This is a genomic window from Mesorhizobium sp. C277A (assembly GCF_040324395.1).
Classification (GTDB): domain Bacteria; phylum Pseudomonadota; class Alphaproteobacteria; order Rhizobiales; family Rhizobiaceae; genus Mesorhizobium.
On record NZ_JAMYVW010000004.1, the window covers coordinates 142013 to 164151 of the forward strand.

Consider the following 22139-nt stretch of genomic DNA (forward strand, 5'->3'; position numbering starts at 1 on the left):
CCACAGCGGTTATCTAGAAATATCAGTGGCTTTCGAATTCTTCACGGCCGACGGTTGATCAAGCGGTGCTTTGCGGCTTCGTTGATGACCTCGATCCCGTCTTGGAACCTGGCACCTCCGAGCAGTTTCGGCAACTGATTGTGTACCTTCAACCGACGCAAGGATTTGGCGGCGGCATGACGAGCTTGAAGACCATCCACCTGGCGGTCTTCGACGACAGGGAGCCCTTCGTGCGCACTGTTCGATGGCGAACGGTGGCAAAGACGCCTCTATCGGATTCGACCGTCGCAGATGATCCCAGTGTTCGGCGGGGCAGTCGTAGAACGCCAGCAACGTCGCGCGATCCTTCGTCAGGCAGTCACCGCCGTTGTACTTCGCGCGCTGTATTTCTGGCGAACACATCGATCGCTTTTCGGCGGCTGAGCGTGTCGGCGCGCCGTAAATTTCGTTCAAATCCGTCTTCATGTTGGCCTGTACCGAGAGCGGCACCTTGTTCAGGAGGTTGGCGGTCTTGTGCAGCAAGCAGCGTTGGCGCCTGGTGCCGGGAAAGACTTCGTCGAGCGCCTTCCAGAAGCCAAGCGCGCCATCGCCGACGGCAATATCGGGGGCGCGATCTTCAGGTCACGTCACTTCACGTCGGCCAGCAGCTCGCGCCAGCTTTGCGCAATCTCGCGAATGCCGGTCTGGAAACCGAGGAGTTCCTTTTTGCCCTCGGACGTGGCACCGATCAGAGCCGCGTGATCACTGGGGGTGAAAGGTTCGGCGCGTCCTTGCCCACAGGCGCGCTCAGCGCTTCCTGAAAATGGCCCGTCGAACCGCCGCGCAGGTAGAGAACGGGATGCAGCGCAGCCAAACTTCGCGTCCGACGCGCCCTTCGGCAGGATCGATGAGGCGAACCGGACCCGATCAAGCCTCGCCATTTGCGCTGGGATCCGGATCTTCACCGGCTGACTGGCACCGGCCTGATGCCCGTCTGCATGCTCCGCTCCACTTCCAGAAATCGCGTTCTCTCCATCAGCCATCCTTCAACCAAGGCCGCCCGGACTCTAATCCCGGAAGGAAAAACTCTCGGTGGCAGGTCATTCCGATGATTGTTTCGTCGTTTGTCGGGTACGAGACACGGGTAACGTTCCGATGGCGTCCTGCCAAACTCTTCGAAGCCGTTGAATCGTATGCAAGATAGTTCTGCTGCGGCTCTAGTGCGGAGCTGGCGCGACTTTTGCTGCTCCCTGGTCGCGAGGCGGGAGAAACCAACCCATATGACGTCGCTCAAGGGACTAACGAAAACCAAAATGTCAGGTCTGCAAGAGATCCGCCACCTGGAGGGGATCGGTAAGTTCAGCAACTCCCAGATACGCTCGCCACCTCCTCGGCCTCGAGCATTCCCTCATCATCGACTGCGGCCCGAAACCGACCCAACAGCCTGCTCCTGAAGGAAGAGGCGAAGGACACACGCTGCATCCACCAGCAAATGAAGGTTGGTGAAAAGACCTCAAAAAATGCGCTCCTTGCGCGAATTAATGTCGAATTAACTTGGGATGAAGCTATGAGCAGACACCTCGGCCTTTATGTCGATCACAAAATGACTTCGCCATTTGCAATGGCGCAACATTCTGCGAAGGTAAAAGCACTTGCAAAAGATATATCCAGTAGAGGAGTCCTGCTTGTTGCTACGTGCCTACGAGTTGAGGTGTACGGATCTGCGACGTCTCTTATAGATATTGATAGAACAGTATTTCCTACATTTAACTATAAGCAGATTGAAGGGACAGCAAATATCACTCAACGCCTTGCCGAGATTGCATGTGGCGTTCATTCCCAGATCCTCGGCGAGAATTATATCGGCGACCAGCTCGCGAAAGCTGTCGATCTACTCGATCCAAATCTCCCGATTTCCCAGATCGGACGGTTGGCAATTGATATAGGTCGTGCATCGCGCGAGCGACAGGGGTTCATCGCGTCGTTCAACTACGATCAGATCGTCAGAGACATAATAGCTGATCGATTTCAGAATGGAGAGCTACCCGACCGCCTTTACATGATCGGGGCGGGTATGTTGGGTCGCGAGTTGATCAGGAGTGGTCTGGGAGAGCGATTTCGTTCGACGGTAGTCGTTACGCGGAACCCCAAAAATCTTCGCAGACGTCTGCGCCCTTGGACCGACATAGAAGTTTCGCTCATCCGCCCGGCGGAGATGGGGGCTGTACGTGAACCTCGGTCGATCGTTGTGATCGCTACGGCCGATGTCAATGATGAATACGAAGCAATTCTTCGACATGCGCTTCTGCGGTTGGAGCCATGCGCCATAGTGGATCTCTCGTCAATCCCGCTGCTATCTGGCGAAGTTGCAAAGAGTCTTGATTATGTAACCATGTATGACGAAGAATTTCTTCGATTTGTCGCTAAAAACAACAGGCGTATCGCTCCAAAGTTATCGATACTCCGTTCCGACATAGTGAGATCACTCAACTTAAGCTAATAAATGGGCCGTAAGATGCAATCACGAAAACTCAAAATATAAGTCTCTTGGGTGTGCTATGATTGAACTTTCAGCCATCGGATTGATGTGTCAACTATCCGAATAAGGGTGCGGAAATAATGGCGCCTGAGGGACTAGGCCGTTGCTTTGCAAGCCGATGGTTTGCCATCAGATCGTACGCAGCCGGGCAATGCCAAGCGCAAACGGCTCCAGTGTTGGAGAGACTACGGAACGCTCGCAGGAGGACTCGGATGCCAGCAGATGGATACGGCATATCGACCGGAAAGCCAGGAACCAAACCTTCGGGTCGACCGAAGGAAAGTGACACAGGAATTAAACTTTCTCCCAGAGAGAAGGAATGTCTCATGTGGACTGCGAGAGGAAAATCGTCCTGGGAAACCGGGATGATTCTTGGGATATCCGCAAATACTGTGAACTTCCATATCAAAAACATCATGACAAAATTGGATGCCGCCAGCAGAACAGTCGCGGCAGTGAAAGCAATACGCTTGGGACTCATCGCCTTGTAACGGGTGATCCGGGGACGCTGGGCACCGGCGCGATGAACCGACGCTCGACGAGGAACGCGACTAACCTGCCGCTCGTCTCGCTTATTTCTCGATCAACTTGATCGCCGCGCCACACTCCTTGGGTCTGCGAACAGGCCACAAGCCGGCTCCACCGGCATTGCCGCAGACCCATCAGTCAAAAAGCGCGGAGATGTTGAAGGATGAGCCCACCTTCGCGAAACACGCGGGACCGTCATGGGGAAGTCGCGAGATAGAGGGCACTCATTCGAAAGCCCATAGCCTTCCGCCACGATCTAGTCGCCACGCAGCAGCAACCGAAGCGAGGCGTTCTCCATGGCACTTCGCGTGGGGCGCGGCTCGGCACCCCCGAGCAACTCCCGTACGTCGGTGCCGATGTGTCGAGGGCGAAGCAGGCCTTTGCGATTGCCGAGGGGGGCGGTCGAGCGCTTCGTGCGCAAGCTGGAGAAAAAGCATCCTCGCCTGCATTTCTGTTACGAAGCCGGCCCGACCGGACACCGGCTCTACCGGCAGATGGTCGAGCTCGGTCAGCGCTGCTGATGTCTTTGCGCCCTCGCTGATCCCAAGCGCCCGGGCGAGCGCGTCAAGACGAACCGGGGCGAAGCGTTAGTCTGGCGCGGCTGCTGCGGGCCGCAGAATTGAAGGGATCTGGGTTCCAGACGCGGCATGAAGCGGTGCGCGATCTAATAGTGCGGGTGCGCTCCGCGGCGAGCGACGATCTGCGCAAGAAGCTGCGTCTTCATAAGCTTTGCCAGGCCACCAGTCATAGCGGAATCCTTGGTTTTCCTGGAAATTAATGTGGCACAACGTCAGGGCGACTGGAACCGCGCGGCAAGCAATCCGAGACTATTCCAGTTCGCCAGAGGGCGGAAGTGGTATTATTGGCCAATCGAGTAGGTCGACGGCACGCTGAAGTATCGCCTCGGTGCGAGTACAGTCAGGCGAAGCAGCGATGACATGCCCCATCATGTCTCGGTAATCGCCCTTGCGGACGATCGAGGCCTTGGGTTCAACATAAAACCTGACGTCGACGACTCCCGGTACAGCCGCCGCCCGACTGGCGCCCTCGATACGATCGAGGATGCCGTCGCGATCAGGAAGTAAGAACCGGGCGGCCGAAGTGTGTGAATGGCTTGCGCGCAGATCGCATTTGTCACCGATGATAAGCTTGATGTGCTCGTTGATCATATCGACACCGTAAGCCAGTTGAACCAGCAGAGGAGTGGTCCAACCCGGAAGACGCGCATTGACTTCCATTACGACTGGACCCTGGTTCGTCCATCGGAATTCAATGTTCGCTGGCCCCCAGCCAAGATCGAGAGCTTGCAAGCAGTTCAGCGAAACATCGGTGATACGCTCATGCTCCTCATCAGTTAGTGCGGCTGGAAACACGCTCTCGCAAGGGACGAAATACGGTGACCGGTCGAAGCGGGCGGTACCCACTGCAATAACCGCGTTTCCCACAGTAGCAACGTCATAGAAAGCGCCTTGTGCGAATTCTTCGACCAGTATTCTCGGCGGAGATCGCCAAGCGTGCGCGCCCCCCAATAGATACGTTGTATGCTCAGCTAACTCGTCAACATCGCGGCACAATCTGACGCCCCTGCTCCCACTGCCTTCAGCTGGTTTAAGAATCACCGGGAAGCCTATGTCCGTGGCGGAGCTTCTTGCTTCGATCGCACTTTCTGCCAATCGGTAAGCAGGTACTGAAACACCTGCCTGCGTGAGGAGCTGACGTTGAGTAAATTTATCGCTGCATCGTTCAATCGATGCGGGGCTGGGCCCTGGTAGATCAAAATACTGACAGAGTTTGGCAACTGTCACGTTAAGTGATTCATCTCGGCCCGCAAAACCAGTGATGCCAACAATATCATAGGTCGCACGCAGCCGAGAACATATCTGCATCAGCGAATCGAAATTTTCGGTATCGACCCGCATGGCCTCAATGCTTTCTGCCGCAATATAGTCGTATTGATCTGGGTCAGCCGCCAGGGTGATTGGATAAAGTCCTAGACGCTGGGCCGCTTGAACGTATAGCAGCCCATTGCCCCTATGACCTTCAAGCAGGATGAGAGCTCGTCTTGGCATCAGCTATTGCCTTTCTGTGCGGTCGGTGCGCTATTGTGAGTGCAATCTGTATGAGCTTTCATTTAGGCGTGCTAAGTTTTTTATAGGTCCGGGTCCGGCACGGATACTACGGGATCTGGTAGTTGACGTGTCCGCTCATCACCTTCGGAAGCGTACTGCCGCCGCTCGGTATGGTCATCAAGCTTGCTCGGCCGCTCCGGCACTTTCGCGCGTCCCGAACTCGCCCGAGCGCAGGTATTTGCGGATGGTGTTCCGCGACAGCCCGATCGTGGTCGAGTAGCTCAGCCATTCGGCTTTTGACCGAATCGACGGAGACGGTCACCTGCCGTCCGAGATTACGGCGCAACTCGGCTCGGCTTCGTTTCGGTAGGGGCATACCTTCCGCCGTATGCAGAGCCTGCAGTTTTTGGCAGCTTTGCGCAGATTGAATTTGAAGGCGGGAATGCCGAGGCGAGCGAGGATTGCCTTGATTCGCTTGACGATCCGCGTACGTTCGCGGAGGAGATGTAAGCGATATTCCGACGGCACCTTTCGGGGATCGGCGTGAAGGACGATGTTCGGAGCCTTTGAGGGCTTCGACATATGACGACTTCAGAGCTTACGCTTAAGTCGAACGATTTGGAGCCGGTGCGCCGGTTCAAGGTCTTCACGGGCTCCGGCCGGCGACGCGAGTGGCCTCCAGAGGAGAAGGCGCGGATCATTGCGGAGAGCTACGAGGCTGGTGAGACGGTTTGTGCTGTAGCTCGCCGATATGCGCTTTCCCCGCAGCAACTGTTTGCCTGGCGCCGAGCTGCGCGTCAGCCCTCGGCAGAGGCGACGGCATCAGAATCTCTGTTCCTTCCTGCGGTGGTTGCAGCGTCCTTGCCGGAACCGGTGGCGCAGCGCCCAGCACGACCACGGAAGCAGAAGACGGTCCGCGACGCCGGCCTGATCGAGCTTGAGATCGACGGTGTCGCCATGCGCGTTGGCCGTGGCGCCGATACCAAGACGGTGGCTGCGGAATCCGCGCGCTTAAGGCAATGACGTGATCGGGCCGACGGGTGCGGTCAAGGTAATGGTGGCGACAAGCCAGTCGACTCCCGCAAGGGTGCGGAGGGGCTGGCGGCGCTGGTGCGCGAGACGATGGGCGCCGATCCGTTCAGCGGGGCGGTTTACGTCTTCCGCGCCAAGCGGGCGCAATTATCGACATTCTGCATGGTTTCCGCTTTGCGACGGTTGCCTATCGCTGGCATCCGTTGTTTGGGAGCACGTTGCAGGCTTCGCCATTTCGTCGTGGGAAGGCCTTGACGTGCATCTACACGGAGGAGCGTCCTGACCTTTGCCACGAACTCCCGAGTTGGATGTTCGACGCCGGCTACTGCGCGGGCATGACGCTCGGGCGACCCGAAATCGGCATCGAGGGTCTCAATGAGTTCACGATCATCCTGACGGCGCTCGGCGCGAATCGCAAGCAAGGCGCACAATCCCGCCCTTCAAGGAAGAAGGAGAGGGACGGTGCGAAGAAGCCGATATCACAATCGCGCGCAGCTCATCCTGCAGCTGGAGCGTCAAATTCCTCATCCGCCAGTGGGCAAAAACACAAAGGGACTGGTCGAGACATTGGCCGACCTTCTGCTGGAAGCGCTGGCGGCCGAAGCGGATCAGGGAGGCGGTGATGAACCCGAAGATCACGCCTGATACCTCGCCCGCTCGGCGGTAGTTTACGTTCGTCAATCGACCATGTCGCAAGTGACGGGCAATCTGGAAAGTCAGCGCCGGCAGTATGACCTGGCGGGAGCCGCAGAACCGGTCGGCTTTGCATCGATGACGGTGATCGACGACGATCTTGGCCGCTCGGGGTCCGGCCTGATGCAGCGACCCGGCTTTGAGCGGCTTGTCGCCATGGTCTGCTCCGGCGATGTCAGCGCGGTCTATTGCATCGAGGCGTCACGACTGGCGCGTAACGGACGGGACTGGCAACATCTGATTGACTTGTGCGCGCTGGCCGGCACGCTGGTTGTCGATCCGGATGGAGCATACGATCCGCGGCTCGTCAACGACCGCCTGCTGCTTGGGCTGAAGGGAACGATGTCAGAATACGAACTGAGCCTGATGCGACAGCGCGGCATTGCCGCCCGTGACTCCAAGGCCAAGCGTGGGGAGTTCCGCTTCATGCTTCCGCCCGGCTTCTGCTGGAGCGAGGCCGATAAGGTCGAGATCGAACCTGACGAGCACGTGGCCGACACCATCCGGCTGGTCTTCGCGAAGTTCCGCGAGTTGGGCAGCGCGCGGCAGGTCTTCTTATGGCTGCGATCGGCAGACATTAAAATGCCCGTGGTCCGGCGCAATGTCGAGGTTTGCAAACTCGTATGGAAGCCTCCCGCCTACCACAGTGTCATGCAGATTCTTCACAATCCGCTTTATGGCGGCGCCTACGCATTCGGCAGAACGGCGCAGCGGACACGGATTGTCGAGGGGCGCGCCCGTAAGGCCAGCGGCTTCAGGAAGTCTCGCGACGAATGGCATGTGTTGTTGCGTGACAATCATCCTGGTTACATCAGCTGGCAGGAATACGAGGAGAATCAGAAGCTCCTGCTCGAGAACGCGCATATGAAGAAGAACTGCGCGCGCAAATCTGCACGTGGAGGCCGCGCCCTGCTCACGGGATTGATGCGTTATGGGCGATGCGGACGAATGATGCGCGTCTTCTATGGCATGGCGAAAGGCAACGCCCATCGCTACCAGTGCCGCGGCGATGATGCCTATGTCGGCGCTGGCCTGTGCATCGGCATTGGCGGTCTGCGGATTGATCGCGCCGTCGCCCTGCAGATCCTAGAAGCCGTCTCCGATCGTGCCGTGGAAGCCGCGATCTTTGCTTCGGAGCAGGCCGAGCGTTCGCGAAAGGACATCGTTGCCGCCGTCGAGCGGGAGCTGGAAGCAGCCCGATACGATGCCTCGCTGCCGGGCGTCGTTACGAACTGGTCGACCTCGTCAAGCGCCATGTCGCACGCGAACTCGAGGCTCGCTGGAAGGATGCGTTGGACGGCCTGGCCACACTGGAGCGCCGGATCGCGGAGCTGTGTCGGCTCTGTCGGCGACACGCCCAAAGGTCGATCGCGCCCGTTTGCTTCAGCTTGCCCATGATCTACCGGCGGTGTGGAACGCACCCTCAACCGACACTCGGACCAAGCAGCGCCTTATCCATATCCTGGTTCAGGAGGTCGTATGTGATCTCCATGAGGCGACCAACGAAGCCGTGCTGCTGATCCATTGGACCGGCGGGCGTCACACCGAGGTGCGTGTTGCCCGCGTCAAGACCGGCCGTTGTCCAGATATGGCGCCGATCGCCGTCGAAGCACTGCGCAAACTCGCCGGACACTGGCCGGATCGCGAGCTTGCCGTATCGCTCAACCGGATGGCTGCAAGACCGGCGATGGCGGGACCTGGACGACGGTGCGCGTGCGCGAATGCGCGAGCGGCTCGGCATACCCGGTTACGATCCAGCCAAGGCTGATGGCGAAATGATCAGTCTGATGAAAGCCGCCGAATGGCTTGGCATCTGCGTCGGGTCCGCCAAAAGCTTGGCTCTTAAGGGCATCCTGCCGGCGAGACAGATCTGCCCGGTTCGCCCTGGCTGGTCCCGGTTGAAGCACTCGCTTCAGAAGCGGTGCGCATAGGGGTGCAAGGTATCGTCGCTCGTCGACCGGATTTCTACGAGCAATATATACGATAAAGTCGTCCGACTGCCCGGACTCTGACAAGGCTATGCATTATGAAACAAACTGCACGGACCGGATCAAGCTGATCTTCTGGGACGGCACTGGCGTCCGCCTCTATGCCAAGCGTTTGGAGGACGGGGAGTTCCGCTGGCCGAAGGTGCATGAGGGCATGATGCGGCTGACGGCCGCGCAGCTCTCGGCGCTGCTCGAAGGTCTCGCCTGGCGGCGGGTCCACGAGGCGCGCCGGACCCGCGTTCCGGTTCAGGCGGGCTGACCCGCGACGAAGTGAATCAGTCTGGATTCCGCTGTCCCGGGCTGTCGGCGAATATGGTCTGATCCGGTTATGACGAGGACTGTTGACCAGCTTCCCGACGATCCGGATGCGCTGAAGGCGATGGTCCTGGCTCGCGACGTCGAGAACGCCCGGCTGATCCAGATCATCGAAGGAATTGCAGCGTCACCGCTTCGGCCGGCGTGCTGAGACTCTCCCCGAGGATCAATTGCTGCTGGGGCTCGAAGAGGCCGAGCAGATCGAGGCCGCCGGTGACCAAGAGCAGGCACAGACCGCTCATGGCGAACGTCAGGCGCGTGTCGCAAGGGCCGAGCGAACCGGGGCGTGCTGCCATCCTATCTGCCGCGCGTGGAGATGGTGGTCGACATCGAGGACCATGCCTGCCCGTGCTGCCGCAATGACTTGCACCTGATCGGTGAGGATGTGAGCGAGCGGCTCGATATCGTTCCGGCGCAGCTGCGTGTGATCGTCGTGCGCCGGCCCAAATATGCCTCACATGCGTCGCCGCTCCTGGCGGCAGCACCAATATCCCGCTCCCGGCGGGCGCAGGCTCAGGAAGACGAACCATTCTGCCGATCGGCTGTTGAGGCCATGCATATTTTCGGTTCGCCCACCTGGATCCGAAGGGCTGATCAGGCCTTTGCGGAATGGGGGAAAAGGGTGATGGAAGCGGTCATGCGGTTTTCATGAGCGCTCCTCGATGATGACGCCGGCGGTCGCGTATTTCCACAGCGCCACCAGCAGTGCCCGGCAAGGCATCAATCTCGATCGCTACACGCTCGCGACGGGATAGCCGCACCGCCTGGCACCTGCGCGCCAAGATCCACGCGGACAGCAGCTTGTACCTCGGATTGATCGGCGGTCGAAAGATGCATGAAAGCGATGGCCCACTCTGCCAGAGTGCGGGCCACGGTCCACTCCCCATGGGATCTGCCGCCCGTGAGGGTGTGGTCGTTCAGGCTCCCGCGCCGACGCGGCTGATCGAGGGTGGTCATCCGATCGAGGCAACGGTCGCCCAGGTGCTGGTCTCCAAATACGCCGATCACTTGCCGCTCTATCGTCAGGCGCAGATCTATGTCGCCGATGTCCTCACCAGGATCGTCAACGGCCATCCTAACAGCCAGATCGACGATGCTCCTGCCCTGGGCCTACATCGACAAGCTCGAGCTCAAGGCCGTGGCCTGAGAACAGCGCTTACGAGGAGATTGTCTCGTTCACGGTTAGGACGGGGGGACTGATGGTTGGGATGGCTGCGGTAACATGGTCGTCTGGCCCGGCATGACCCGCTTGCACGATATCACCCTCGGCATCTCCATTGGATTAAGCCGACGATGTGGGTAATCAGAAGGTTCACCGGAGGAAGACGCTTTAGCCGTCGTCAAGTTGCGGGAGACCCGGGTTGGACGGTTGCATCCGCTCGTCAAAGAGCCGGTTCGAAGAGGAGCAGAGGCGCGAATGCACATTTTTCCGTTGACGCGTCCGAAGTCAATGCGTCTGTAACCGTTTGCGTAGCGGCTTATGACTTCGGCGGCAGGGCGATTTCAAATCGGACGTCGCGCTGACCTCGCTTCGGGCGAGATCAGCCTACCAGGAGTGGTAGGTGCGGTTCGCAACAACACATGAAACACTACCACCTGTGAATCGCAAACAAAACTGCAGCACCGGAGAATGCCACCATGAGTGAAATGGAATTGATCGATGATGTCATTCCACGTACGGATGTCATCAAATGCACACCGCGCATCGGTGCTGAAATCAGGAATGTCAAGCTGTCGGCCGATTTGGCGGACCGGACCATCGCTGCAATAAACGGCTTGGTGCTTGAACACAAGGTCATCTTCTTCCGCGACCAGGGTCATCTCGACGACGCTGAGCAGGAGCGCTTTGCTCTACGATTCGGGAAGCCCTCGCCGTATCCGGAGGGAACGACGCCGATTTTCGACATTGATTCGGCACGTGGCGATATCGGGGCTTACGTTTGGCATATCGATTGGTCCTGCATGGACGCCTATCCCAAGATCGCGGTGCTGCGAGGCGTTGTGATCCCGCCAGTCGGCGGTGACACCGTCTGGTCAAACACCGCGGCCGCATATCTCGACTTAGCGTTGCCGCTGCAACGGCTTGCCAACGAACTCTGGGCTGTTCACAGCTTCCCTGGATCTTATCTCAGGTCTTCTACCGCGCCCTATACTGGACCGATGATCGAAACAGAGCATCCAGTCGTACGCGTCCACCCCGAGACCGGGGAGCGCACGCTTGTGCTCGGCGTTTATGTAACGCGTTTCATTGGCATATCCAAATATGACGGCCTAAGGCTACTCGATCTATTTGAGTCTCATGTCACCGCGCAGGAAAACACGGTGCGCTGGAAGTGGAAGCAGGGTGATATCGCCATCTGGGACAATCGAGCAACGATGCATTGTGCAACCAACGATTGCGGCGAGCAACGCCGCGTCGTTCGTCGCGCGACCATTGAGGGCGAGGTGCCTGTCAGTGTCGACGGCCGGTACAGCGTTGCGCGATCTAAATTTATCCAGCGGGCGCCGGCGACAAAGGCCGTTTAGACCCTTTTAGGACGAAGGGGGCCCCCCGTAAGCTGAATTCGGGTATGGCTCTGGGCAACCCGGGGCCTTGCCTATGCTTAGCGAGGGAACGATGAGCTGCGGAGGTCAGCTGATCGTGGCTGGACCGGTGACGCCGTGGCAAGTGTGTGGCCGTCATAGGATTACCGGGTAGCGCCTTGACTGTGCAACAAACTGGCCACCGCGGCTGCGCTGTAGCGTGGTGGCGACCGAGACCTTGACGCCGAACTCGTAAGGGCTTGTGGGCCTTACCTTTGCCGATGCATTCCACCTCAACACATAGCCTTGCGCATAAGTTTGCAACTATGACTTCCGATCCGTTCTTCCATCCGCCGCGTGAAGGGATCAACTCAGTGCAGCGCCGCAAGACAACCGAGAAGTTCCGCCTGGTCGATTTGCAAGATAGAGTAGAGCGCCTGCCTAAAGGGGACATTTCATCCGAACAAATTTCAAACACAGGTATCAGGCGCTACGTCGTTTTTCCGAACGCCGGGCGAGCGCGATCGGAAATCGCATGATCCAACGGCCGTGTAGCTGATGTTTCAGCCAGCGAAGAAACCGGCATCGGAGCAGCCGGGGTCGTCGCCGATCTGCGCTGGCGAGATCGCGCCGGATTTCGCTTTCTCTTTGCACAATATGCCCGGCGTGCCATTTGGCGAGGTGCGGCTCAAGACCGGCGTGGCCACTGTGCTTCAGGCGGCATGCCGGGTTTTCTGCATGGAAGTTGACGTTAGCTGAAATTAACCGAGAAGACTCCACTGGGCGGAAAGGTGATGCTCGCCGGTGACCTTGTTGACCAGCGCGTCGGCGGCGGGGCACAGGTTTCCCATGCACTCGTCTTGCCGGGTGCGCAACATCGCTCAGACCTCCGCATGACCCGCGCAATGCCCGAACACGAGCTTCGCCCATCTCGACGTGGGTGAAGGTCACCATCCTGAGTCTTCGTCGGAAGCCTGAATCAAAAAGAATGTTTTGATGTCAACCTCGAATACGAACTCGTTATGAGTTGCCCGCCAGGCACCCAGCGCTGCCACCCGCCCCAAGGAGATGCCGAAGTTTGGTCGGCAGCGCCACGGCGCCGGGGCCGAGGATGATTGCAACGCAAAAGTTTGGACGAACATGATCTCGACTGGTTTGGCCACCACGCCTGTTGCCATTCGAGGATGGACGATCGGGGTCGCGTTCCGCTACCGTACGATCGCCATCGCGGCAAGACGAAGCTCGTGAGGCTCGGCTGCACGAGTTCATCCGTCGCTTTCTCCTGCATACACTGCCCGACGATTTGCATCGCATCCGCCGCGCCGCGGGATGCCTAGTTCGATTTCAACATTCAGTTTCTTTACGATTCTCGGAGTCGTAGTTAGCAAGCACATCAGCGGGGACCGAATGTGTGGCGGTGCAGGATTTGTCCTGTCGATCACTCTGCCTTAGCCGCATCTCGCTGCCAGATGACGAAGATATAAAAACTGCATTTGACGCAAGCGGCTAGGACGGTTGAATGTCTGCCTGAACCGAAGCCTTGAAGGTAAGCGACAGCTTCCAGCGGCGGTCTGATGCGTAATGCGCAACCGAACCAAAGCATGGCAAATCAATAGGTGAGATATGGCGACGATGTCCTCAGCTATTCCTCTAACGGGTGTCCCGTTCCCAAGATCCGAGTACGAGCGCAGGCAGCTCAACGTGCTGGAGGCAGTGGCGAGCGCGGGACTAGACGCACTTGTAGTGACTGCCCATGGCCATCTTCGGTATCTCAGCGGATACGATGGCAGTGGTGGATACTTCGCCCCGTTTCCTTTGATCGTGGTGCCCGGTCGGAAGCCAATATTTGTTGTTCGGCAGTATGATGAACAAGCGGTTCGTTCGTATAGCTGTATTGATGAGATAGTTACTTACACCCACCAGCAAGATTTTGGGAAAGTGTGTGCGGACGTCCTTCGTCGGTATGGCTTGCAAGGCAAGAGGATCGGTTTTGAACTTGGCTGCTGGAACCTCGCTCTGGCAGATGTCAATGCTCTTCAGGCGCAGTTCCCCGATTTAAAGATCGCTGATGCGACTAGGGTAGTTTCTTCGGTGGCAGCGGTGAAGGGCGAGCTAGAACTGGAGTGCATGCGCGACGCAATGCGCATGACTGACTTGGCAGTGCGAACCTTCCAAAGCTCGCTACGGGAAGGTGTTACCGAATTGGAGATGGCAGCGACCATGGCGGCGGCCATCAGGGCACAGGCCAGCAACGCTGGCGGGGAAGTTGGGCTTTCTCCCGCTACCATTTTGTTCGGGGAACGGACGAAGTTGCCGCATGGCCCGCCATCTCAGCATCCAATTAGCAATAACGAGCCGGCTTTTCTGGAAATCGGTGCATCAAAACACGGATACACCGTAGCGATGGTCCGGTGCGCTGTCCTTGGCCGACATCCTGAGGCTGAGTCTCTACATGCCTTGGCCGAGGAGGTCATTGACGCCCTCGTTGCCGCAGTTAAGCCGGGCATCTCCGCGGCGGCAGTTGACGCTGCCGGCCGTGAGGTGCTGAAGCGATCTGGGAGAAAGGGAGTCTTTCGCCAACGAACCGGATACCAGACTGGTATTAATTGGACTGAACGCGGTGACCTGAGCTTGGAGCCGGGCGCGGAGGATATCCTGAAGTCTGGCATGACCTTGCACATGCCAAATATATTGTGCAGCGAAAACGGCTACTTGTTCGGGACGGGCGCTCACGTCCTAGTGACAGAGCGTGGCGCGGAACTACTGAGCCAAACGCCACCCACGCTCTATCGCGCATGATGCCTAAGCAACTCGAATCAGGTCGCTGGCCTCCTGCCTGAAAACTATATCGCCCACGCCAGAGCCCGGATCAGGACTTATTCCGGCGACCTGGGTTTTCCTGAGCATCGAGCAAACCGAAAAGGTAACCTCGGCGGATACCGTTATCCCGGGGTGACCCGTGACCTTGCCCCTCTGATCTAATCCGGTTTGAAGTTCGTTCTGGCCCATCGTAGAGGACCGGGACATGAAACGTAGCCGCTTCTCTGAGGAGCAGATCATCGGAATTTTGAAGGAACATGAGGCGGGGTATCGGTTGCCGAGCTGTGCCGCAAGCAGGGGGTCAGCGACGCCCCGATTTAAAACTGGAAGGCCCGCTTCGGCGGGATGGATGTCTCCGAGGCTCGGCGAGCGAAGGCTCTGGAGGACGAGAACACGCGGCTGAACCGGCTTCTGGCCGACGCGATGCTCGACAATGCCGCGTTGAAGGATCTTGTGGGAAGAAATAATGACGCCCGCGGCCAAGCGGAGAGCTGTCGCTCGCCTGAAGGAAGGCTTCGGGATGAGCGAACGGCGGGCGTGGAAAGCCATCTGCTGTTGCCGCATGACGGTTCGCTACGAGACCAGCAGGCCGGACGAGCGCGGTTCGCGAGCGGATGAAGGCGATCGCGCAGGAGCGTCGCCGGTTCGGACTACCGGCGTCTTCTCGTGATGCTGAGGCGAGAGGGTCTGGTCGTGAACCACAAGAAGCTGTTCCGGCTCTATCGGGAGGAGAAGCTCGCCGTTGGCCGCCGTGGCGGCCGCAAACGGGCGATCGGGACCAGGGCGCCCATGGTGGTGCCGCTGAGGCCCGACGAGCGCTGGTCGCTCGACTTCGTATCGGACCAGCTCACAGACCGGCGCCGCTTCCGCATCCCGGCCGTCGTCGACGACTGCACGAGAGAGTGTCTGGCACTCATCGTTGATACGTCTGTCTCGGCATGCGGGTGGCCGAGAATTGGACCGGCTCATCACCGAGCGCGGCCGGCCGAGAATGATCGTCAGCGACAATGGCAGCGAGTTCACCTCGACGCCATCCTCTCCTGGGCGGATCAGAACCGCCTCGAATGGCATTACATTGCGCCCGGCAAGCCGATGCAGAATGGCTTCATCGAGAGCTTCAACGGCCGACTGCGCGATGAACTGCTCAACGAGACGTTGTTTACTTCGCTGGCTCAGTATCGCCTGTGGCGCGCCGACTACAACACCGCGCGGCCGCATTCCCAAATCGCGTGGCAGACACCGGCCGAGTTCGCCACCACCTTCAATCTGCGGCGGCCGCTCGCGCTGCGCTCTGCCAAAGGCTCCGCTCCAGCGCCCGTCGCTTCACCCGCCCAACAGGGCACAACCCACGCCGGAAACGAACTCAAAACTGGATAGAAACTGGGGGCAAGGTCACCCGCTCTTGCGTCAGCTGCATCGCAGATGCGTGATTGATTATTTGAACGAGGCGCGATCGCAATAAGCGCCAATAGCGGCACTCAACCGTTACCGCCTGAAAGGCGTGGCTTCGAGTTACTGCTTAAAGCCGGATCGGTCCGCCCTTCGGTGGACAGGGCCTGAACTCACGTTACGTTGAAATCGTCGTCGGGCTCGGCCGAAGCCTGGTTCTTGGTGTGTTCGGCCCACATCTCACCGGTCAAGTTCCCGCTGCTCACCACCCAATAGCCTCTCGCCCATAGGTATAGGTGCTGGCCCCAATCGCGCTTGCGCAATATCCCTAACTCGCTCAGCAATTTTTGCGAACTGGCGCCCTTTCAAATATTGTACCGCGCGCGATATCGACAGGCTTGGGGGGATCTGACACCAGCATGTCCACATGGTCGCGGTTGATCCGGCATGCACGACCATTTCATGCGCCCGCGCCGTCTCGCGCAACAGTTCCCGGCACCGGTTCCCCACGTCGCCACCAAGCACCGGGTAACGGTACTTCGTCACCCAGACCAGATGATATTTGCAGTCCCAAAATCTGTGGCCGCCACGCTTGTACCCTTCCATCCAAACAATCTACACCGCAAGCGCCGCAATCCCAGCCGCCTAAAGGTGTGGGCTTTCCTGATCCCTGTCGGGGACCCTGAATCAGGGGGCGGCGGCTGCGATTATGAATGTCACTGTGACGCTGTCGCGCCTGCTCCTCCGGTCTCCCCACTTAGCTCCGAACTACATCGCGTCGCTAGCTCGCAGTGGTGAGGGTCGAACGATCGAAGCAACAACTGCAAAGATCTGCTCGGAGTGAAACATCCCCGCCGATCGGGTGAGGGGGTTGTCAGCAGCATCGTGGAAGCATGCTGCTGCGACACGAATTTGAGCGGAAAGCCTACTGACGTTGCCGGCCGCGAAAAAGAGGTCGGCGCCCGTACAGTGTGACTCCGTGCAGCGCCTCAGACTCGCCGACCACAACACCCTGCTACTTTCTCTTTTCATTTTGAGACGAAGCGCATCGTCGGCCGCGTCTAAGCCTCACCGATCCTTGCGCCATAGCGGCTGACTTCCACCCTGACCGCCGTTATGAGAAAGAGTTCAGATCACATGAACACTCAGATGTAGGCTCCATCTCGCTTCTAGATGACGCTATATGCAAACTGCATTTGACGAAAACTCCCGCTCAACCGATCATCGCTGACAGTGGCACTTTTGGCCGAAAGTGCTCAAATTCGGGAACGTACAAATGGCCAACGTTGAAGCTTTCAGCGAGGCTCAGGGCGAGTCAACCGCTTGACGTCGAGATTCCTCGGGCTCATCTGTGGACGATGAGATCAAGCCGAGGATGGGATCGGAGGACTTAGTCTACATGCTTGAGGTGCGGCCGGGTCCTTTCATTTTACTTGCAGCGGCGCGACCGCTGCTTTGCACAACCGGCTATGATTCCAACGACGAAGCCCTAGCCTGATGACGTAGCCTATTGGGTGAACTTGGTCGAGACGACGCTAGCTTTCCTAAGGTCGGAAAGTCAGGGCGTTTCGAGGAAAGAAGACATCTCGGCCGGTCTCAGTCAAGACCATAAAAAAGGGGAACTAAAATGAGCTTTTGGATAGATCGCAGGCGTTTCATGCAAGCGACGTCGTCGGCTATGGCAGTCGGCGCGCTGTCCTCCGTCGTTCGCGCTGCTTCGGGGAAATCATCGGGTGAGTTAAGGGTGACAGTGGGCGGCGGCGATGTGGGCAAAGCCACTATCGAGGCCTATGTCAAGCCGTTCGAAGCTGAGACAGGCATTAAGGTAACACCCATCACCGACGATGCAAACATGGGCCAGATTGAGTTGATGGTGAAATCGAACAACGTCACGCTTGACGTTGGCTATCAAGCACAAGGGGCTGCCCTTACACTAGCTAGAAAAGACCTCCTTGAGAAGATCGATTATTCGCTTCACAAGAAGGAGGAGCTAGACGGCATCTTTGAATTTGCCAAGCAACCATTTGGCATCGCCTCGCTCATCTATTCGTTCAATATGGTGTACAATACTGACGCATTTCCTGCCAGCAAGCCGAGGCCCATGACCTGGACCGATTTCTGGGACGTCGAAAAGTTCCCAGGCATCCGAACAATGGTGTCAGGGCAGTACGGATCGGAAGGACCTTGGGAAGAGGCCCTGCTAGCTGATGGCGTATCCGCCGATAAACTTTACCCGATGGACATCGATCGCATTTTCAGCAGCCTGGACAAGATCAAGCCGCACATTCGTAAGTGGTGGGGATCGGGCTCCGAGATCCAGCAAATGTTGCATGATAAGGCAGTTGACGTTGCGCAGTCATATGACGGGCGAGCGCTTCGTCTGATCGACCAGGGTGCACCCGTCGAGATCAATCGGAATCAGGCAAAGCTGCAATGGGATTACTGGGTGATACCCAAGGGGGGACCCAATGTGCAGAACGCGCAGAAGTGGATTGAATTCGTTACACGCGCTGACCGCCAAGCAGCATTCTCACAGCAATACCCCGAAGGTCCAACCAATCGCAACGCCTTCAAACTTATTCCGGATGAGATCGCCCGCAAACTACCAACCCATCCTGAGTATATGAAGAGCAGCATTTCCATGAATGGGGAGTGGTATAATGCCATTGGGCCGGGTGGCCTGTCGAATACCGACCTGCTCACTCAACGCTGGAACGAATGGGTTCTACAATAGACCTGGAGTCACTGGAGCTATTCTGGCCGAGCGAAAAGTCACGTCGCTCGGCTTGCCAACCGGTCATGCGGTCACCTGATTGCGCGTCGAGTTAGGCTAAGCAGCTTCGGCAAATAGACAGCTTCGGTGAGTAGCCGGCGTCCGCGAGCGGTAGGATCGTTGGAGGAGAGACAGTGAATATGCATGCACCCCGCCCCGTCCCGAACTCAGAGGATGCCGCGTTGGAGAAAACCCTCGTTCCGCCACAAATTGAATTCCGGAGCGTAGCCAAGACCTACGGGAAGGTCACGGCGGTCAGAGATTTGTCACTTACAGTTAAGCGTGGGGAGTTCCTAACTATTCTCGGTCCGAGCGGTTCGGGCAAGACTACAACACTGATGCTGCTAGCCGGCTTCGAGGCCCCGACTGCCGGTGATATCTTGATCGCTGGGCGCTCTGTCGCCGCAGTGCCCTCTTACCGGCGCGACCAAGGCATCGTTTTCCAAAACTACGCGCTGTTTCCGCATCTCACGGTGACACGGAACCTGGAGTTCCCGCTTGAGATGCGTGGCATCAACATTGCGGAGAGGACAACACGCGCCCGCCGCATGCTGGAGCGCGTGCACCTCAGTGATCTTGGTGGCCGTATGCCGTCGCAATTGAGCGGCGGCCAGCAGCAGCGCGTGGCACTCGCCCGTGCGCTTATCGCAGATCCGCCCTTCCTCTTGCTCGATGAACCGCTCGGCGCCCTCGATCGTAATCTTCGAGAGCAGATGCAGATCGAGATGAAGAGTCTACACAAAGAGTTCGGCATCACCACGATTTGCGTTACGCATGACCAGGAAGAAGCGCTTACCCTGTCGGACCGCATTGTCGTCATGCGCGCGGGCCGGATTGAGCAGACCGACAGTCCGGAAGCCCTGTACGACCGGCCGGCTACACGCTTCGTGGCGAAATTCTTGGGAGAGGCCAATATCTTCGAAAATCCGGACCTCAAGATTCAATCCGATGTAGAGCAGCCGTCCGCCACCGTGGCTATGATTCGGCCCGAACGTATCCGCATTGTCACGGCTGATGCGCGGACGAGCGGCGACGCAGATCTGCGCCAGTCTGTCACTGGCACCGTAGAAGACATGATTTACGCGGGGCCATTGCGGAAATATCATGTACGTGTCGGTGGCAGCGTGTTGATCGTCCGTGAACATGTCGCCGCCGGGCAGCCGATCTTCCGACCCGGTGACCGAATATGCCTCAACTGGCTGCGGTCTGACATTCGCTTTGTCGCGATGTGACGCACAAGGAGCGTAGACGTGATGAAGACCCTTCAAAAATTGGGCCGATTGCCAATTGGGCTCACCGTACCGGCCTTCGCCATATTGCTGGTAATATTCGGAATTCCTATTATCCATCTGTTCCTGACCAGCATCAATGCGCCGGCCTTTTCTGCAACCAACTATTATAAGTTCTTTGGCCAGTCGGCAAACGTCCGCGTACTCTTCCAAACAATCGAGGTGAGCGTCGTAGCCACCTTCATCTGCCTCATAATCGGCTATCCCACCGCGTATCTTATCGTAACCGCATCGAGGAGCGTGCGCATCACCCTCATTGCGCTCGTCATTATCCCCTACCTCACCAGCGGGTTGGCTCGTACATATGCCTGGATTGTCATTCTCGGCGATCGCGGCGTGATCAATAATGCTTTGCTCCATTTCGGGGTGATCCGCAGCCCCTTGCAGCTCATCTACAACACAATGGCCGTCTATATTGGGATGGTGCACATCATGCTGCCACTGATGATTCTTCCTTTGGTTAGCGCCATGATGGGGATCGACAGGTCGCTGATGGCAGCGGCACGAAGCATGGGAGCGCGTCCACTCACAGCTTTTTGGCGGGTGTTTTTCCCACTCAGCTTGCCAGGTGTGCGCAGCGGCTCACTGCTGGTCTTCGTATTTTGCCTGGGGTTCTACATTACGCCAGCTGCGCTCGGCGGGTTACGGGATGCCATGCTGTCTACCTTTATCGCGGGTCAAGTCGCAAGCTCCTTCGACATCTCACGAATTGCCACTTCAGCATTCATACTCCTTGCCATCGCTGTTGCGGCACTTTCCATGCTAGGGCTCGATCTCGCCGGTGCACAAGGGCGCACGTCCGCAGCGTCGCGGAAATCATGGGTCGTGCGGCGGCTACCCATATTGGGCACTCTGAAGCGCTATTTTGGTGAGTTTCTCGGACCCTATCGGGCGAGACTTTGGACGAGCCAGCTCTACCGGGCAGGAGATGATAGCCGCGTGTCGAACATCGTCGGCGCGCTGTTCTTATCGGTCTTAATGGTCTACCTTCTTTCACCTGGCCTCATCGTCATTATGATGTCCTTCAGTGCCGGGGCCTTTTTGGAATTCCCGCCCTCGGGTCTTTCGCTCCAATGGTACCGATCCTTCTTCGGCGATCCATCCTGGAATGGCGCTGCTTGGACCAGCATCCAGATTGGCGCAGCGGTGGCTATCCTGTCGACTGTCGTTGGGACGCTCGCGGCCTATGGTCTCAACCGCACCCATCCACGGCTACGAGGCTTCCTGACAATGGCGATCTTGACCCCCGTCACCATTCCCGTCATCGTCGTTGGCATCGCCAGCTATCTAGGGCTGGTCAATCTCGGGCTGATAGGCTCGACAACAGGGATCATCCTTGCCCAAAGCCTCGGTGCCATTGGCATCGTCGTCGTGATCGTATCGGCTACGCTTGCGAATTTCGATCGGACGTTGGAGCAGGCCGCAAAGAGCATGCGGGCGGGCCCGCTGCGAACTTTTATGAGGGTAACGCTTCCATTGATCAGGCCGGGGATCATCGGCGGGGCTGTGTTTGCGTTCCTCCACTCTTTTGACGAACTTGTCATAACATCCTTGGTCAGCGGGTATTCTATCCGTACCCTCCCTCTAAAAATGTGGGAAAACATACGCAACGAGATCGATCCCACGATCGCCGCGGTGTCATCCTTACTAATGCTTGTACCCGTCCTTTGGCTCATAGTCCTGTATCTCACATGGTGGCGGTCCCGGCCGAGAAATCACCAGTCTCTCCAGGAACTTTCGACGTGAGCTGCAGGCCTACGGCGACGGCGCAGGTGCTTGCCTCGTTTGCTCGGGGAATCAGTTAGCCCCGCCGAATCATAAGTGAACACGGCTGCGCCAAGTTCACTGGATGACGCCGGGGCCTATCGCCGTCGGGTTTCTCCCGCACGTGAGCCCACCGGCGGCGACAATTGCGGCGCCGGCCGCGCTCCAGCACGCGACGCGGATCGGTGGTTGATTCAGGCGGCTGCGAGCAAGATCACAACGGGAAGCACAGGAGGCGAAGGGGAGCCGTGCGCGCAAGAGCTACGCCCTCGCTCCTTGCGAAGTTATCGAGCCAGATGCCGCTCATGCCCCACAAATACCGCCAGGATCAGCGCCGTCGGCGCAAGCACGAGCAGTTCGCCCCAGCGCTTCCTCACAGATCGCCCTGGGCCCGATTACTCGGCGGGCCTTGGACTTTGCGCTAAGGCTGCCAGTCGA

General features: G+C 58.2%; 16 protein-coding genes and 8 pseudogenes. 18 read left to right on the plus strand and 6 right to left on the minus strand.

The features are described 5' to 3' along the window. Nucleotides 1-41 precede the first annotated feature (41 nt). A pseudogene (locus tag NKK52_RS30310) lies at nt 42-988 on the minus strand (IS256 family transposase); the annotation flags it as partial. A gap of 483 nt (nt 989-1471) precedes the next feature. On the opposite strand from NKK52_RS30310, the gene NKK52_RS30315 reads away from it, so the two are divergent. From NKK52_RS30315 to NKK52_RS32305, 3 genes and pseudogenes are all read left to right on the plus strand, one after another. Further along, entirely contained in the window at nt 1472-2479 is a 1008-nt protein-coding gene (locus NKK52_RS30315) for a hypothetical protein (RefSeq protein ID WP_348625719.1), read from the plus strand. Nucleotides 2480-2814: 335 nt separating this feature from the next. Then, nucleotides 2815-3009: pseudogene (locus NKK52_RS30320) on the plus strand (response regulator transcription factor); the annotation flags it as partial. Between the two features lie 395 nt (nt 3010-3404). Beyond that, nucleotides 3405-3752: pseudogene (locus NKK52_RS32305) on the plus strand (IS110 family transposase); the annotation flags it as partial. Between the two features lie 121 nt (nt 3753-3873). On the opposite strand, the gene NKK52_RS30330 reads toward NKK52_RS32305, so the two are convergent. After that, complete coding sequence (locus NKK52_RS30330) at nt 3874-5115, minus strand: ATP-grasp domain-containing protein (RefSeq protein ID WP_084633939.1); 1242 nt, start codon at nt 5113-5115, stop codon at nt 3874-3876. 582 nt (nt 5116-5697) lie between these two features. Here NKK52_RS30330 and tnpA (NKK52_RS30335) point away from each other — a divergent pair. The 4 genes from tnpA (NKK52_RS30335) (at nt 5698) to NKK52_RS30350 (ending at nt 8238) form a co-directional block, all read left to right on the plus strand. Then, nucleotides 5698-6138, plus strand: a complete 441-nt coding sequence (gene tnpA, locus NKK52_RS30335) for an IS66-like element accessory protein TnpA (protein ID WP_023682834.1) — start codon at nt 5698-5700, stop codon at nt 6136-6138. An 87-nt stretch (nt 6139-6225) separates the two neighbouring features. After that, a complete protein-coding gene (locus tag NKK52_RS32310) occupies nt 6226-6402 on the plus strand; it encodes a hypothetical protein (RefSeq protein ID WP_502903008.1) in 177 nt (58 codons plus the stop codon). Between the two features lie 207 nt (nt 6403-6609). After that, nucleotides 6610-6792: a hypothetical protein gene (locus tag NKK52_RS30345; RefSeq protein ID WP_031203903.1), complete on the plus strand. Its 183-nt coding sequence runs from the start codon at nt 6610-6612 to the stop codon at nt 6790-6792. 42 nt (nt 6793-6834) lie between these two features. Then, nucleotides 6835-8238, plus strand: a complete 1404-nt coding sequence (locus tag NKK52_RS30350) for a recombinase family protein (RefSeq protein WP_198031485.1) — start codon at nt 6835-6837, stop codon at nt 8236-8238. Nucleotides 8239-8263: 25 nt separating this feature from the next. On the opposite strand, the gene NKK52_RS30355 is transcribed toward NKK52_RS30350, so the two are convergent. Continuing rightward, nucleotides 8264-8473: a hypothetical protein gene (locus NKK52_RS30355; protein WP_198031484.1), complete on the minus strand. Its 210-nt coding sequence runs from the start codon at nt 8471-8473 to the stop codon at nt 8264-8266. A 386-nt stretch (nt 8474-8859) separates the two neighbouring features. Between NKK52_RS30355 and tnpB the strand changes: the two genes are divergently transcribed. From tnpB to NKK52_RS30375, 4 genes and pseudogenes are all read left to right on the plus strand, one after another. Further along, on the plus strand, nt 8860-9087 hold the full coding sequence (gene tnpB, locus NKK52_RS30360) for an IS66 family insertion sequence element accessory protein TnpB (protein ID WP_023682833.1): 228 nt from the start codon (nt 8860-8862) through the stop codon (nt 9085-9087). A gap of 69 nt (nt 9088-9156) precedes the next feature. Then, nucleotides 9157-9606 (plus strand): annotated as a pseudogene (locus NKK52_RS30365) (IS66 family transposase zinc-finger binding domain-containing protein); the annotation flags it as partial. Nucleotides 9607-10052: 446 nt separating this feature from the next. After that, a pseudogene (locus NKK52_RS30370) lies at nt 10053-10181 on the plus strand (IS66 family transposase); the annotation flags it as partial. A 600-nt stretch (nt 10182-10781) separates the two neighbouring features. Then, nucleotides 10782-11669, plus strand: coding sequence for a TauD/TfdA dioxygenase family protein (locus tag NKK52_RS30375; RefSeq protein ID WP_023682829.1), 888 nt, complete (start codon nt 10782-10784; stop codon nt 11667-11669). Nucleotides 11670-11794: 125 nt separating this feature from the next. Here the strand turns inward: NKK52_RS30375 and NKK52_RS32315 are convergent. Then, nucleotides 11795-11961: pseudogene (locus NKK52_RS32315) on the minus strand (IS5/IS1182 family transposase); the annotation flags it as partial. 31 nt (nt 11962-11992) lie between these two features. On the opposite strand from NKK52_RS32315, the gene NKK52_RS30380 reads away from it, so the two are divergent. Beyond that, nucleotides 11993-12205, plus strand: a complete 213-nt coding sequence (locus tag NKK52_RS30380; protein ID WP_198031492.1) for a hypothetical protein — start codon at nt 11993-11995, stop codon at nt 12203-12205. A 408-nt stretch (nt 12206-12613) separates the two neighbouring features. Here NKK52_RS30380 and NKK52_RS30385 read toward each other — a convergent pair whose 3' ends face one another. Then, the gene (locus NKK52_RS30385; protein ID WP_031203893.1) at nt 12614-12844 is read right to left on the minus strand and encodes a hypothetical protein; all 231 of its coding nucleotides are present in this window, start codon (nt 12842-12844) and stop codon (nt 12614-12616) included. 19 nt (nt 12845-12863) lie between these two features. Between NKK52_RS30385 and NKK52_RS32320 the strand changes: the two are divergent. The 3 genes and pseudogenes from NKK52_RS32320 to NKK52_RS30395 all read left to right on the plus strand — a co-directional run. After that, nucleotides 12864-12984: pseudogene (locus tag NKK52_RS32320) on the plus strand (transposase); the annotation flags it as partial. A 305-nt stretch (nt 12985-13289) separates the two neighbouring features. Further along, nucleotides 13290-14465 (plus strand): M24 family metallopeptidase, encoded by a 1176-nt coding sequence (locus NKK52_RS30390; RefSeq protein ID WP_023682826.1) that lies wholly within the window; start codon nt 13290-13292, stop codon nt 14463-14465. A 226-nt stretch (nt 14466-14691) separates the two neighbouring features. After that, nucleotides 14692-15863: pseudogene (locus NKK52_RS30395) on the plus strand (IS3 family transposase). Between the two features lie 252 nt (nt 15864-16115). On the opposite strand, the gene tnpA (NKK52_RS30400) reads toward NKK52_RS30395, so the two are convergent. Then, complete coding sequence (gene tnpA / locus NKK52_RS30400) at nt 16116-16481, minus strand: IS200/IS605 family transposase (protein ID WP_198031483.1); 366 nt, start codon at nt 16479-16481, stop codon at nt 16116-16118. 1021 nt (nt 16482-17502) lie between these two features. Between tnpA (NKK52_RS30400) and NKK52_RS30405 the strand changes: the two genes are divergently transcribed. The 3 genes from NKK52_RS30405 (at nt 17503) to NKK52_RS30415 (ending at nt 21683) form a co-directional block, all read left to right on the plus strand. Further along, nucleotides 17503-18609: an ABC transporter substrate-binding protein gene (locus NKK52_RS30405; protein ID WP_023682824.1), complete on the plus strand. Its 1107-nt coding sequence runs from the start codon at nt 17503-17505 to the stop codon at nt 18607-18609. A 179-nt stretch (nt 18610-18788) separates the two neighbouring features. Then, nucleotides 18789-19880, plus strand: coding sequence for an ABC transporter ATP-binding protein (locus NKK52_RS30410; protein WP_198031488.1), 1092 nt, complete (start codon nt 18789-18791; stop codon nt 19878-19880). Nucleotides 19881-19901: 21 nt separating this feature from the next. Beyond that, nucleotides 19902-21683 (plus strand): ABC transporter permease subunit, encoded by a 1782-nt coding sequence (locus tag NKK52_RS30415; RefSeq protein WP_023682822.1) that lies wholly within the window; start codon nt 19902-19904, stop codon nt 21681-21683. The last annotated feature ends 456 nt before the right edge of the window (nt 21684-22139 follow it).